At 42.0% G+C, this 13,800-nt stretch carries 9 protein-coding genes; 4 read left to right on the top strand and 5 right to left on the bottom strand.

Translation table 11 applies throughout. The features are described from left to right. Positions 1–25 precede the first annotated feature (25 nt). From NSQ70_RS05350 to NSQ70_RS05335, 4 genes are read left to right on the top strand one after another with little or no spacing between them, the layout of a single operon-like run. Entirely contained in the window at positions 26–640 is a 615-nt protein-coding gene (locus NSQ70_RS05350) for a spore germination protein GerPC (RefSeq protein ID WP_008348607.1), read from the top strand. Next, positions 637–813, top strand: coding sequence for a germination protein GerPD (locus NSQ70_RS05345; RefSeq protein ID WP_003210893.1), 177 nt, complete (start codon positions 637–639; stop codon positions 811–813). The genes NSQ70_RS05350 and NSQ70_RS05345 overlap by 4 nt, the downstream gene beginning before the upstream one ends. Next, entirely contained in the window at positions 813–1,247 is a 435-nt protein-coding gene (locus NSQ70_RS05340) for a spore germination protein GerPE (RefSeq protein ID WP_024720023.1), read from the top strand. The genes NSQ70_RS05345 and NSQ70_RS05340 overlap by 1 nt, the downstream gene beginning before the upstream one ends. A gap of 22 nt (positions 1,248–1,269) precedes the next feature. Beyond that, the gene (locus tag NSQ70_RS05335; RefSeq protein ID WP_003211468.1) at positions 1,270–1,488 is read left to right on the top strand and encodes a spore germination protein; all 219 of its coding nucleotides are present in this window, start codon (positions 1,270–1,272) and stop codon (positions 1,486–1,488) included. 47 nt (positions 1,489–1,535) lie between these two features. Here the strand turns inward: NSQ70_RS05335 and NSQ70_RS05330 are convergent, their stop codons facing one another. From NSQ70_RS05330 to addB, 5 genes are read right to left on the bottom strand one after another with little or no spacing between them, the layout of a single operon-like run. Beyond that, positions 1,536–1,835, bottom strand: coding sequence for a hypothetical protein (locus NSQ70_RS05330; RefSeq protein ID WP_017360217.1), 300 nt, complete (start codon positions 1,833–1,835; stop codon positions 1,536–1,538). Between the two features lie 17 nt (positions 1,836–1,852). Beyond that, positions 1,853–5,248: an exonuclease subunit SbcC gene (gene sbcC, locus NSQ70_RS05325; protein ID WP_342502497.1), complete on the bottom strand. Its 3,396-nt coding sequence runs from the start codon at positions 5,246–5,248 to the stop codon at positions 1,853–1,855. Next, positions 5,245–6,420 carry an exonuclease subunit SbcD gene (gene sbcD, locus NSQ70_RS05320; RefSeq protein WP_024720021.1) on the bottom strand — a complete coding sequence of 392 codons (1,176 nt, stop codon included), beginning with the start codon at positions 6,418–6,420 and terminating at the stop codon, positions 5,245–5,247. Before sbcD ends, sbcC begins: the two co-directional genes overlap by 4 nt. A gap of 25 nt (positions 6,421–6,445) precedes the next feature. Continuing rightward, positions 6,446–10,150: a helicase-exonuclease AddAB subunit AddA gene (gene addA, locus NSQ70_RS05315; RefSeq protein WP_138278367.1), complete on the bottom strand. Its 3,705-nt coding sequence runs from the start codon at positions 10,148–10,150 to the stop codon at positions 6,446–6,448. Then, complete coding sequence (gene addB, locus NSQ70_RS05310; RefSeq protein ID WP_342502496.1) at positions 10,128–13,637, bottom strand: helicase-exonuclease AddAB subunit AddB; 3,510 nt, start codon at positions 13,635–13,637, stop codon at positions 10,128–10,130. The genes addA and addB overlap by 23 nt, the downstream gene beginning before the upstream one ends. Positions 13,638–13,800: the final 163 nt, after the last annotated feature.

Here is a 13,800-nt window from a genome sequence, read left to right as displayed (position 1 = left end):
CTGCAATCCCCGGAGGTGTATGCATATGTATGACTATCAAAACAGCGCTTCACAAATGTATGGCATCATTCAAAAGCAAACACAGCAAATCATGATGCTTGAAAAAAGGCTTAACGAGCTTCAGCAGGAAATGCAAATGATCAAAGATAAACCGACAACAACGATTGAACGGATTGATTATCAATTTGATCAACTGAAAATCGAGCGGCTGGAAGGCACATTAAATATCGGCCTCAATCCATCTGATCCAAATAGTGTTCAAAATTTTGAAGTGGGCCAAACAACAACCCCGGGAATTGGAATGATGCAGCAAGAAATGGCTGATCAATTTTTCAATCAAACACGCCAGCTTGTCGATGCATTCTTAAATGAAGAAGCACCGCAGCTTCTTGAAGAACTAGAGCAGCGATACGAAGGCTCGCTTGATGAAAGCAACAAGCACCATATCATTGAGGACATTCGAAAACAAATAGACAGCAGAATCAAATATTATGCCGGGCAGCTGCCACAAAGGGAAGATATGACCCCGCTTCAACGTTCCGAGCAAATTGCTGAATACGTGAAACATGATGTCAAACGGGCAATCGAGCACTTTTTAGCCCATATTCCAAATGAAACGAAAGGAGAGGAAAACGGATGAATTTCACAGTCGTCAACCGCAACATCGAAACTGGAAGCATTAAAGTAGTTGGGGTATCGTCCTCTTCCCTATTTATTATCGGGGACACGGACCATGTACAACTGTCATCGATTTTCGATACACCGCCAGAATCATTAATTATTGGCCCGTTTGTTCCTCTAGCCCCTCGATAATGATTAAGCGCACATCTCAAGTGAAGTTCTCGAAGGTGAATTCTGTGGGGATTTCGAGTGTGGTTCAAATTGGTGATACACAAGAGTTATGCCCGAACGTGAAGGTGTTAGCTGTTCAGCGAACGATTAGTTTGTTTTATGGAAATGAAGCTGAAAACCTAGATGCAAAAGAATTTGAAGTGTATTATGAGCCAATCCCATTGATGCTGCCAGAACGAGCGGTTAGAACGGCCTTTTATCATGAAAAGCCTCTCATTAAAGTTTCGTCCATTCATGTAGAAGGGGTCTCTTCCTCCTCTATCTATCAAATTGGCTCTACGTGCGGAATAAATGCCGTTGCGCGAGTGAAGCATATTCGAGAGTTATTTAGCAACAACGACGAACATCCGCCAAACTCACAATTGGACCTACCTGCGCATATGATGGTGATATGACTTCGAATAAAGGATGTCGATTATGCCAGCAATTGTCGGACCCATTTACATTAACTCGATTTCTGGGGGCGTCGTAAACGTCGGTGACTCATTTTATCTTTCGCCTAAAAGTTCTTCAAAATCTGCTTTAGGCTCTGGAGCGGGGAATACCGGAGATTTCTTGATTTTAAATAATGGCATTAGCGCCACCAACTATGTGGATCCTGACTTAAATGATCAGAATATGGTAGGCAATGCATAAAGCGGCTCCTCTACACTCATTTCATTTAGAGGAGCGCTTTTTTATGCTTATTTCTTTCTGCGTTGTCTTGATTTCTTTGTTTTGACCAGCTTGCTTGCCGGCTGCTTTCGAATCCATTTGATGTACGGAACAAGCTTTTCATCTTGTCTTAGTGCATCCAGCGTATTCAAACGTGCGGCAAGCTCCTGGTTTGTATAAAGAGCATGTACTTGTTTATGGCAAGGGATACACAGGAAGGCAGTCGGTAGAAAGGCCCCTCCTTCTTCTCTTGGCGTTAAGTGATGTTCTGTAAGGACGACCTCTTGTCTTCCGCATAGCTCACATAATCCAATCGTTTGCTTTGCCATCCTGAGATCACCTCACTTTACATTAATTCCATCGAGACTGTTGTTCCTTTCCCGCTTGGATCTGCTGGGTGGACAATCAGTTTCTTTGGCAGTCTCATCTTTAATTCTTCCACATGGCTGATCACACCAACAGCTAAATTTTGAGATTGTAGCTTCTCTAATGCTGTAATCACCGTATCTAACAAGTCTTGATCGAGTGTACCAAATCCTTCATCTAAGAAGAAGAATTGCAGCGGGAACTCACCTCTCAGCTGAATTTGTGCAGACAGAGCAAGGGCAAGTGCTAAAGACGTCAGGAAAGTTTCTCCCCCAGACAAGCTGGATACCGGACGTCTGACACCTCCATTGGCATCATCCCGCATCACAAAACCGCCCTCTGAATCGACTTCAATGGCATACCTTTGTCTTGTCAAAATCCCAAGACGATGAGAAGCATCACGACTGACACTTTCTAGCTGTTCTTCTGCAAGGAACTCAACAAATGTATTCCCTTTAAACACCGTTTGAAGCTTATCCAGCCGGTCAATTTCTTGTTGCAGTTCTTCAAGGCGTTCATGAATGCTTGCAAAGCGCTGATGGTTTGCTTCAATCACTCGCAGATGCTCCTGTGCAGATCCACTCAGCGATGTCGCTTCTTCAAGCGCTTTTTCCGCCGCTTCTTTTTTTAGTTGAATGTCTGTCCACTCGTCTTCATCCAGCGACTCACCTTTTAACAGTTCAGAAATTCGCTTTAAGTTTGCTGCACATTGCTTTCTTTTATCCTCAAATTCCTCAATTTCCTGTTTGACTGTAAGACGTACAGATCGATCCATTAAAGCAGGTGCTATCTCCTGAGGATGAGCAAAAGGAGTAGATGCTGTTTCTTTTTGCCACGCTTTCTCAGCTTCTTGTTTTCGCCGCTTCGCCTCTTGGAGCTGACGTTCACTGCTTGAGAAATGGCTTTGCGCCTCACTAAATAATTGCTGTGCATGCTTAAATTGCTCGTACGATTGCTGTTCTTTTTCATTTAGATGAACAAGAGATTGTTGAACTTCGTCCAGTTCATCAGAAAGAGAAGCGGCTTTTAAAGGATATCGCTGTAAATCTGTTTCATATTGATCGATCAGGTGTTGCTGGCTTCCCAGCTGATGCGCCAGCTTATCGAGTTCCTTCTCTAGATCGTATATAGCTGTTTGCAGATGCTCTTTTGCCTGCTGTTTTTCCTCTAGAAAAGAAATACTCTTCTCAATACGCTCTTGATAACCTTCCGCTTGTTGATCCTTTTCATCAATTTGTTGCTGCATTTCCTGCACTTGGTTGATTGTCAGGTGAGGAAAGGTCTGTTCAAATTGCGTCAGTTGTTCGGAAAGCTCAGATCGAAGCTCCTTGATCAGCATGTCTAGTTCTTGTATGCGCTGCTGCTCAAATGTCAGTTGGTCTTTTACTTTGCTCATTTCTGCCGCTTGATCATAAGTGACGTCCATTAAACGAGCTCGTTTGCTTTCGATTGCTTGAATATCTTGTTTTAACCCTTTCCATTCTTGAATCAGCTGGTGCAAAGACTGCGGATTCTGTACTGCTTCTACTGCTGCAGCTACTTCCGAATCGGAGGCTTTTTGAGATAAAAAGGAGAACTGTTTGACTAATTGATTGGCATGCGTTTCAAGCAGCTGCTTTGCAGCAAACATGTCTCTAGCATATTCCTCTGCCAGCTTGAGCTCTTTATCCATTTTTACAATCCATTCATCAATTTGGGCAACCGTTTCTTCATAGTCATTGTCTATCACAGCCTTTGGATCATGATGAATCGATCCACAAACAGGACATGGTTCACCGTCTACTAGCTCTGCCGCTAATTCTTTTCTTAATTCTGCCGATCTGACAACATCACGCTGTTTTAATTTTTCTTGTTTTTTGTCCTGCTCTTTATGCCTCCATTCTGTAAGACCTCGTTCAAATTCACATACATAAAAATACAATTGCTCTATCGCTTGAAACGATTGATTTATTTTTTCATGATGATCTTTTTGCTGTTTTTGAAGCTTTTCATACGATTGTGTCGCCTTTTCTGAACGCTGTCTTAGCTCCTCAATCTTTTGTTCTTCCTTTTGAATGCTCACATTCATTCTTTGAACATTTTCACTGAAACGAAGTGCGTCTTGTACAAGTTTCCGCTCTTTGACAGAGACTTGTAATTGTTCCAGCTCATGCTTCAACTGTGTTTGTTTCGCAAGCGCACGCTCTAATAAAGATTGCACGTTTTCGGCTTCCGCTTTTTTTTGAGTCAATTGCTGCGCTTTTTCATGGTTTTGCTGCTCTAGTACGGTCTTTTCCTGAAGAGCTGTTTCTTTTTTTCGTTCAATCTCTTTTAATTGAATAAGCTGCTCTTTCTTTTGAAGAAGCTCTGGCTCATTTTCCATTTTCTTTTGCCGTGCCTGCTCATACTCCTGCGTCATTTGATCATAGATCGTTCGTTGATGAAGTAAATGTTTTTCTGCTTCCTGCTTCTCTTTTGATGCTTGAGAGAGCTGCTTTTCAGCCTTTGTTAATGCATCCGCATAAGGCTTTAATGTCTCTGCCTGCTCTGCAATGTGAAGTTGATTCTTTTTCTCTTCCATCGTGGATGCCAGCAGATTGAGGTTGTGTTGTTCCTTCTCGTACGCTTCTTGTTCCTTTTGATACTGCCAGATGGCTTGTGCTTTTGTAAAAGCAGTGAACGCTTCGTCCCGCGTTTGTTTTTTCTCATGAAAAATGGCTTGCGCCTGCGCAGCTGCTTCTTTAGCTTTCGCTAATGCCTCTGGACCAGCTTCTCCTAATCCAGTCAGTTCAGCCAACAGCTCGTTTTTCTGTCCATAGTGATTTTGAGCTTTTGCGCGTAAACGTTTGACGAGCTGATCACCATATTTCTCCAAATTAAACAAACGCTGCAGCATTTGGCGTCTGTCGGCTCCTTTCAATGAAAGGAATTCCGCAAACTTTCCTTGGGGTAAAACAACCGCTCTCGTAAAATCGTCAATGGTTAAACCAAGTAATTCTTCTATTTTACGATTGACCTCACTTGCTTTATCTGCAAGAACTGTCTGCGTATCACCAATTTCAATCAATCGGCATAACGTCGTTCTAACCTTCATTTCATCTGCCCGTTTAAAGGCACGTTCCACTTTATAAGAAATATGGTGTTCCTTTTGCAAAGCGAACGTAAAGGAGACAGACAGCTTTTCTTCAGCTTGATTCAAAATACCATGCGTATTATTGAGTGCACGTTCGACCTTGCCATAGAGTGCGAGTGTCATGGCATCTAATATGGACGATTTTCCGCTTCCAGTCGGTCCAAAAATACCAAACACACCTGCATCACATAAGGAGCTAAAGTCAATGGTTTGTTCTTCTCTGAAGCTATGAAGTCCTTTAATGGTTAACGTGATCGGCTTCAATTCGCTTCCTCCTCTTGCATGTCATTGGCAAGCTCTAAAAATAGCTTGACAGTTTTTTCATCAGGTAGACCTCCACCTGTCTGACGCTCATAAAATTTCACGAACCGCTCTTCAATCGAGAGCTTTTCCGCTTGTTTTTGTTCTTCTTTTTGCTGTAACTCTTTAAACTTTGGTCTAATATGGACAAATCCACTATGCTGTTTTCTCAGCTGATGAATTTGTTCGATCGACAGCTGATCTGTTAAGTGAATCTCTAAATCAATCCAGGCTTGAAGATCCCGCTTTTCATCCAGCCAACTGTGTACTTGGCTCAGCCCTTCAGTCGCCTTCCACTTCATAAGTGGTTTACCGCTTGATAAAAACACTTCTTTCCAGCTTGCTGTTTCATTCGGTTTTGCATCCACAATGGTGACTGATTTGGCGTAGCCTGCTTCAGAAAAGCTGTATGCAAGTGGAGATCCAGAATAGCGGGCAATCGTCTTGGCACGTTTAATGGTTTGGGGGCGATGCAAATGCCCCAATGCGACATAACAAGCCGCCTCAGGCAGACTTTCGGCCGCAACGGTATATGCGCCTCCCACTTCAATCGGCCTTTCCGAATCCGTTTGACTGCCACCTGCCACATAAATATGACTTGTTGCGATATTGACCGTATCCGCCTGAAATTGGCTGCTTAAATGTTGAAACATTTGTTGTATTTTTAAATTGTACTGATCACGAAGCAGTTTCTCTTCAAATGTTTCAGCCAGCACCTCGTTTAGCCTTGCTTCAGACGGGTAAGCGAGTGCGGCAATAGATAGACGTTCACTTGCAGAAGAAACATCGACATGAATTAAATCATTTGTCGGATATCCAATTAAATGAATCCCCTGCTCATTCGTTAAAGGAGATGCGGCTGATAAACGGTCTGGGTTATCATGGTTGCCAGAGATCACAACCACCTGACGCTTTCCTTTATCAGATAATGCAGACAAACTTTCATAAAAAAGCTGTTCTGCGCGAGCAGGAGGGTTCACTGTATCAAAGGCATCGCCTGCCATCACAATGACATCAATGTGTTCATCCTTGACGATTTGATTTAATTCATCTAAAAACTCCGCTTGTTCCTCAAGCCGGCTTCGGCCTTCAAGGGTTTTCCCTAGATGCCAATCCGCTGTATGCAGAATCCTCATGTGATTCACCTCTCATTCATTCCACCTATAAAGAAATTTCTAGATTTCCATCAAAGAAATAAAGGATTTTCTCCTCTAATGTTCTGTTTGTTAAACGTTCTACCGCTGCTGAATACAACGATATTTGTGTTTCATAGCGTTTTTTTAACATCGCTTCAGCTTCCTCTAATCCACCTGAGAATCTGCCAGTCACTCGATCTGTTTTATAATCAAGTAAATAGAGCTTGCCATCTGCTTCAAATAAACAATCAATCATTCCTTGAATGAGCACAGGTTCACCTTCTGCATCAATATGGCTGTATACCTCTTTAACCGGTAAAACCATACTAAACGATACTTCTCGTTTCACCCAGTCCGCTTTCTGCAGTTTTTGACCAATAGCAGTAGAAAAGAAGGCCACAATTCCTTCTCGATTGATGGACTGGATTTGTTCATCTGTTAGTAAGTCTTTCTCTTTTAAAGAATGGAGCAGCTCTTCTACACGAGATTCATCATATGGTTCATTTGAAGGAAGAGGGATATGCTGCATGACTGTATGCATGGCCGTCCCTTGTTCTGCGGCTGTGAGTGTTTTTTTCTTCATAAAAGCCGGTCGTTCGTACAGTGTCGCATGAGCTTTTCGAATGGAAGAAGGCACACTGTATTCATCCTGTATTTCTTTCATTCTTTTGATCTCGGAAACTGACTGCTTTGTCCCTACTTGGGAGGCCGCTAAATATGGATAACGCCATGAAAGTCTTTCTTTTACTTCCTCCTCGTAATCGCCATATCCTTGAACAGGCACACCTTCCATTAATGCTTGTACCACTTCGTCTTGTTTTTGTTTTTCAAGTGACATGTCTTCTTGTAGAAGATCGGACGCTTGATGAAAGGTGATAGAAAATGATGATGGATGCAAGAGAACGACTTCTCTCGATTCTTCTAAAAGAGAAGACATCGCTTGATGACGGATAAGAGCAGGGCCAATAAAATCTAAGTATGTTCTCGCTTGATAACGTTCAAAATCAGGGAGGAGCCAGTCGTCTCCGTTTGCGGCATTTTGCCACTTGCTTAAAGCTTTCACTTGATTTTTGACAGAGCCGACTAAAAATAATTTTTCCTTCGCCCTTGTGAGCGCCACATATAGAACCCTCAGTTCTTCAGATAATAACTCTTTTCTCATCTTTTTTTTCATCGCGATCAGCGGTAATGTTGCATAACTAATTCTCAGCTCAGGATGAATATATTTGCTGCCAAAACCTAATTCTTTATCAAGCAAGTAGGACTGGTTTAAATCCATCATGTTAAAGTTCCTGCCAAGTCCTGCAGTAAATACAACAGGGAATTCGAGTCCTTTACTGCTATGAATGGTCATCATGCGGACAACATCCTCTGTTTCACTGAACGTTTTTGCCGCTCCAAGATCATCTCCACGCTCTTGCATTCTTTCAATAAATCGAAGAAATCGAAACAGTCCTCTAAATGCAGCCTTTTCATACTGTTTCGCTCGATCATATAAAGCCCGAAGGTTTGCCTGTCTTTGCTTACCTCCTGGCATCCCGCCGACATAATCTAGATATTGTGTATCTCGGTACACTTCCCAAATCAGTTCTGCTACCGAATGCTGAATCGAAAAATCACGCCATTTGCGTAATTGAAGGAAGAATCGCTCCAGCTTTCTGCATGTCGGATGATCAGAGTGTGTCACACTCATAAATGCCTTCACAGCGTCATAATAAGTGCCTTTTTTATCACTGGTTCTAATCAGTGCCATCTCATTTTCGTCTAAATGAACAAGAGGTGACCTTAAAACAGCAGCGAGCGGAATATCTTGATATGGATTATCAATCACTTTTAACAAAGAAAGAATGACAGATACCTCTGTCGCTTCGAAATAGCCTGAGGAAAGATTCGCATAAACAGGGATTCCCTGCTTCTTCAACTCTTCCATCATTTGCGGAGCCCACGGCATTGAGCGAAGCAAGATCACAATGTCTCGATACTGCAAGTTGCGGGTCAGCTGCTGTTTTGCATCGTACACTTGAAAAGGCTGTTCTACCAATTCTTTTATTTTCTTTGCAATCACTCTCGCCTCAAATTGTACCGTCTCTAGCTCTTCTCGTTCTTCATCGCTTTCTGTGTCGTGCTGATCTAAATGAACAAGAAGCATTTCTGTCGTCGTGTCTTCGCTTTGCGGATAACTCGCTCCAAGCTTTAATTCAGCTTGTTCGTCATATTCAATTTCTCCAACTGTTTCTCCCATCAGCTGTTTGAACAGAAAGTTGGTACTGTCTAATACATCAGCCCGGCTGCGGAAATTTTTATTTAGATCAATTCTTTTACCTGTTTCTTTGCTGTCTGCTTTAAATTGTTTATATTTATTTAAAAAGAGCATCGGCTCTGCAAGTCTAAAGCGATAAATGGACTGCTTCACATCACCAACCATAAAGCGGTTGCCTTCTGCAGGATGTTTCCCTTTAGACACGAGCTTTAAAATCGTTTCTTGGACAAGATTTGTATCCTGGTATTCATCCACGAGTACTTCTTCAAATTGCTTTTGATAGTATTTAGCCGCTTCTGTTTCAATGAGATTTCCTTCTGCGTCCTGCTTCGCTAAAATGCGCAAACAATAATGTTCTAGATCCGAAAAGTCTACGATTGATTTTTCTTGTTTGGCTCTTTCGAAACGCTCTCCATATTGAATCACAAGCTCTACAAGTGTTTCTACAACTGGCTTCATTTCAGCCAAGCTTTTTAAATGCTGATCGGGACTGCGCATAAAGTATTCATCTTTTAGCTTTTCTAATTGTTTTTTGGCTTGATTGCGTGCATCTGTTGCTTTTTCTAACAGAGCTGGGTCATAGTCATCCCCTTTGCAAGTCTTTAATCTTTTAAAATTGATATTTGGCAAAAGCTCATAAAGTGTTCCAAAATCATCTTGATGCCTTATTAATTCATTTACTTGCTCTAAATCATCTATAAAATTCTCCGCCCTCGGTGCTGGACCACCCGGCTCTTTTGACAAAGTGAGCGCTTGTTCCAGCAGTTCCTGACAGCTTCTTAAAACGAGAGAAAGGTCCTCTTTGATATATGGATAAAAGGGTAATTCTTCTACCTTTGTCTGTGTATCCACATCATAAAGAGAAAGGAATGCCCGCATCCATTGTTCGGGCGCTGGATGTGACCTAGAAAACTCATAAATTCTTTTGACAAGCCATTGAAGATCTAAATCATGCCGATCAGATGTGTAACGATCAACGAGTTCAAAAAATGACGGCTTTCCAGCCTTATACTCATCCTCAAACAGTTCATCTAACACTTCATCTCCTAATAATTCTCCTTCTGTTTGATCAGCCAAACGAAAACCTGGATCAAGGTCAATCTCATAATAAAAAGTGCGAAGAACTTGCAAACAAAAGGAGTGCAAGGTAGAAATATTGGCACGATTCATAAGTGACAGCTGTCTCCGCATATGAAGTGATCCAGGGTTTTTAGATAGTTCTTTTTCAAGTGCTTCAGTGATCCGGTGCTTCATTTCTGCTGCTGAAGCATTGGTAAAAGTCACTACGAGCAGCCTGTCCACATCAACTGGCTGCTCCGGCCGAGTCATTTTTCGAATGAGCCGTTCAACCAAGACCGCTGTTTTCCCTGACCCTGCCGCCGCAGCAACAAGAATATCTTGTCCTTCTGAAACGATGGCGTTCCATTGGTCATCTGTCCAAGTACTGTTATTCGGTTTTGGTATTTGCATACTGATCCCCTTCTTTTTTGATCCGGTCTAACATGACATCATCCTTCTCAGAGGTGAGCACCCTAAATTCATTATCTTCTATTGATTCATCAAATTGGCAAATAGACTTAAAGGAGCAAAAGCGGCAAGGGGTTTGATCCTTTAATTTATATGGGTTTATCTCTACCTCACCGCTTGTAATTCTTTCTCCTGCCTCTTCAAAGGTTCGCCGAACGTGTTTTGTGAGAATGTGAAAATGATCTTCACTTAATACCGCAGAGTCAGATCGGAAAGAACCATCCTTTTTCAAACCAGCTTGGATGACTTGTGATCTTCCTGATTCGAGTGTTTGATCCATCAACTTCACTGCTTCCACATCTTCGAGCAATAGACCCTTCATTTTAAATTTCTTCAATATTTCCTGCTCAATTGCATCCTCTGCGAGCGGAATAGGCGCTTGAATCAGCGGGTCATGAATATGGAAGTATAAAATTCCTGCCGGTGTCGCTTCCATGCCAAGCCATTCTTTAGAATACGTAATGGTCAGGTCTAAATAAGTGAGCATTTGCAAGGCTAAACCGTAGTAAACTTCTGCTAGATCAAGCCCCTTCTCACTGGACTTATAGTCGACAATTCTTAATAGAAGTCCTTTTGACCCTTCTGCTTTATCCACTCGGTCAATCCTTCCAACAAGCTCCATCGTGCAGCCGTTTTTTAATTGAAAAGTAAACGGCGGCAGAGGTCCTTGACCTCCAAAACCTAACTCAAGTCCAACCGGAGAGAATCCGCTCACTTTTGCATGTTCGCTTAATATAGAAGACACCCTGATGAGGATTTTTTGAAGCTTTTCTTTTATATATGCATGCCGATTAGAGCTTAATAAAATTTCTTTTTGCAGACGTGGAGCCAGCTGTTCAATTGCATGCCTTGAGTAGGTCACACAATCTTCCTTCGTTAAGTTTTTCCAATCCTTTTTTTGTTCAATAAGCGTATCTGAAATCAGTTTTAAAGCCGAGTGAAAGAGCTGGCCGATATCAGGTGCTTCTAATTTGTAAAATTGCCGATCTTTTAGTTTTAGCCCGTGGGAAGCAAAATGAGAAAATGCACATGCATTGAATTTCTCCATTCTTGAAACACTGCCCTGAATATGGTCACCGTAAAGTTCTTTTGTGACATTCGGCTTTAAACGTTTCGCTCTATTTGTAAAGAACAAGCTGGACATGATTTTTTTTGATACGTCGCGGTTGGACGAGGTCATCAAATGATTATATACACTCCACCATACGCCGCTGATCGGATATTGATTGAGCCATTGTTGCAGCTGCGAAACGGTATAGGATAACGAGACATGCTCGTTTGTTACAAATTTTAATTGCTCCTGATCATCCAACTGCTCTGGATCTAACACATAGAGGGCTTGCTGATGGTTTGGCATCAGTTCCTCACAATACTTGATGAGGGTCGAAGGCAAAAGAGACCGCCCTTCCGTATCTGAAGCTGAATAGGATAAATACAGGTAGTGCGATGGACTGGACAGCGCTTGATATATCAAAAATTGTTCATCCAGCAGCCGTTCCTTCCCTGTCTCTGCCAGCTCTGCTCCTGCCCGTTTTAACCATTCCCGGTCGTCTTCAGACAATACACTTTCATCAGAGGGCCGTGCAGGTATAACTCCATCATTTACTCCAATGACAAACGTACACTTTACTTGATACATTCTGGATAAATCCATACTTCCGATAAACACTTGATCAAGTGAAGGGGGAATCAAAGCGAACTTGAGAGAGGACAGTCCTGTATCCATCATCTGTTGAAATAATGGAAATGAGAGCTCCTCCTCGCCCAGCATTTCAACAAATTCATCCATCAATTGAATGACAGCATCCCACACTTGCCCATGCTGCATCGCTTCAGCTAACCTGCCTGCTTCTTCTGCCTCAAGCCTTGCCTTTTCAAGCTTTTCTGGCACTTGGGCTTCTTCTAGAAAGACATACACTGCCTCTACCATGTCTCTTAGCTTTTGCGCTTTTTTCAATCTTTTTTGCAATTGAAAGAGAGGCGGAACAATCCATTCTTTTACATCATTCAGCATTTGCTCCATTTCTATTTCTTGATCGGTTTGTCCAAAATCTTCATCTAGTGATTGGAAACGGCGATAATGAAATCGTGAACCATTCGTCCAGCGTTCACCTTTTACACCGTAAGCAATACAATAGTTTTCAAGCTGATCCGCCTGTTCTCTTGCTTTGTTTTTAGCGAGTTCAAGCGGAAATAAGAACTCCGTTTTCACACAGCGAAACACCGCCTCATACCGCCAGTTCCCTTTTATGACATCGAGGCTCGAACGAATGAACTCAATGAGCGGATGATACTGCATCGATTCATTTCCATCAATAAAGAAAGGAATATCGTAATCTCGAAACACCTCTTTTAACGTATCTTTATAGTCGTCTACATGTCTTGCAACAATTGAGATGTCTCGTAACCTAAGACCTTCCCCTCTTACTAAATCAAGAATATCTCTCGCTACTCCCTCAATTTCAGCTCGTTTATTTGCACTTTTCGATACGGTAAGGTGAGGCGTTTCTTCTTGATACGGCTGCAAAGGTCTCTGTTCATATTGATTTTCTAAATAAGCTAGATCTGGGGTATGAAGATGCCGCTTATTTCTCTCCAAAATGTTCTCAGAAATAGCCGCTCCGCACTCTTTGGCCAGCTGATAAAGCTGGGAATATGTCTTACCTGTCATGCGAAATAAATCAAGTTCATTTGGCTGCGTGTCATGATAGGAACGATCCACTGTGAATGCAGCTGTTATTTTTTCGGCATGTAGCAAAAGCTGTTCAATGACAAGAAGCTGCTGGGGGGTAAACTGATAAAAACCATCTATATAAATGTGTGCCCCTCTCAATTCTTCTGATAAAGGAATTTGCTGAGCCAGAAGTGTCAAGTAATCCTCTGAGTGCACATACTCATCTTGCAGATGCTGCTCCATCTGCTTATAAAGAACATGAAGATCATGCAATTTTTCCGCCGCACGTCTTTCTTCTGTATACTCTGAATGCATGCTGGATGCCGAGATTTTTTCAATATCCTCCGGCATCATACAGTACCTTTTGAATTCAGCCATCGTCTTTTCTATTTGCTCAACAAATCCCGGTTTATCACTCGCCTTTTTGAATACCTTAAACTTGTCTTTCTGTTCTTCTATTACTTTTCTTAAGAGCATTTGAATCCCTGTGCTTGTGACAAATTGACGGTTCGCACCGCCAGTCTGCTGTAATATAGACCAGGCAAGCCGAGTAAAACTAAAGACTTTGGCCCTGATCATTCCACCAGCTTCAGACGTTTTTGCAAGCTCATATTCCATTAAAAATGTCATTTGATCCGGGACTAAAAAAATGATTGGCGGACCCAGCGGATCAAGCCGCAGTTGTTCTTTGATTTCTTCTAGAATTGCAGTCGTTTTTCCACTCCCCGATCTGCCTGCTAAAAACTGAATCTCCACGTTCCACAACACCTTTCTTATGTACTCATATTCTAGCGAAAATAAAGGTAAATAGCTATTTTCCTATCACCTTCCCTTTCTCCTCCGATTGAAAAGAAAATAGGCACCTTTCCCGACTCTTTTCATATCATAAACCATCATGATCTAAAAGGAGGCTGGCAAT

The sequence above is a fragment of the Bacillus sp. FSL R5-0397 genome, from assembly GCF_038593395.1.
GTDB lineage: Bacteria > Bacillota > Bacilli > Bacillales > Bacillaceae > Bacillus > Bacillus altitudinis.
This window is presented reverse-complemented; position numbering and strand designations above follow the sequence as displayed.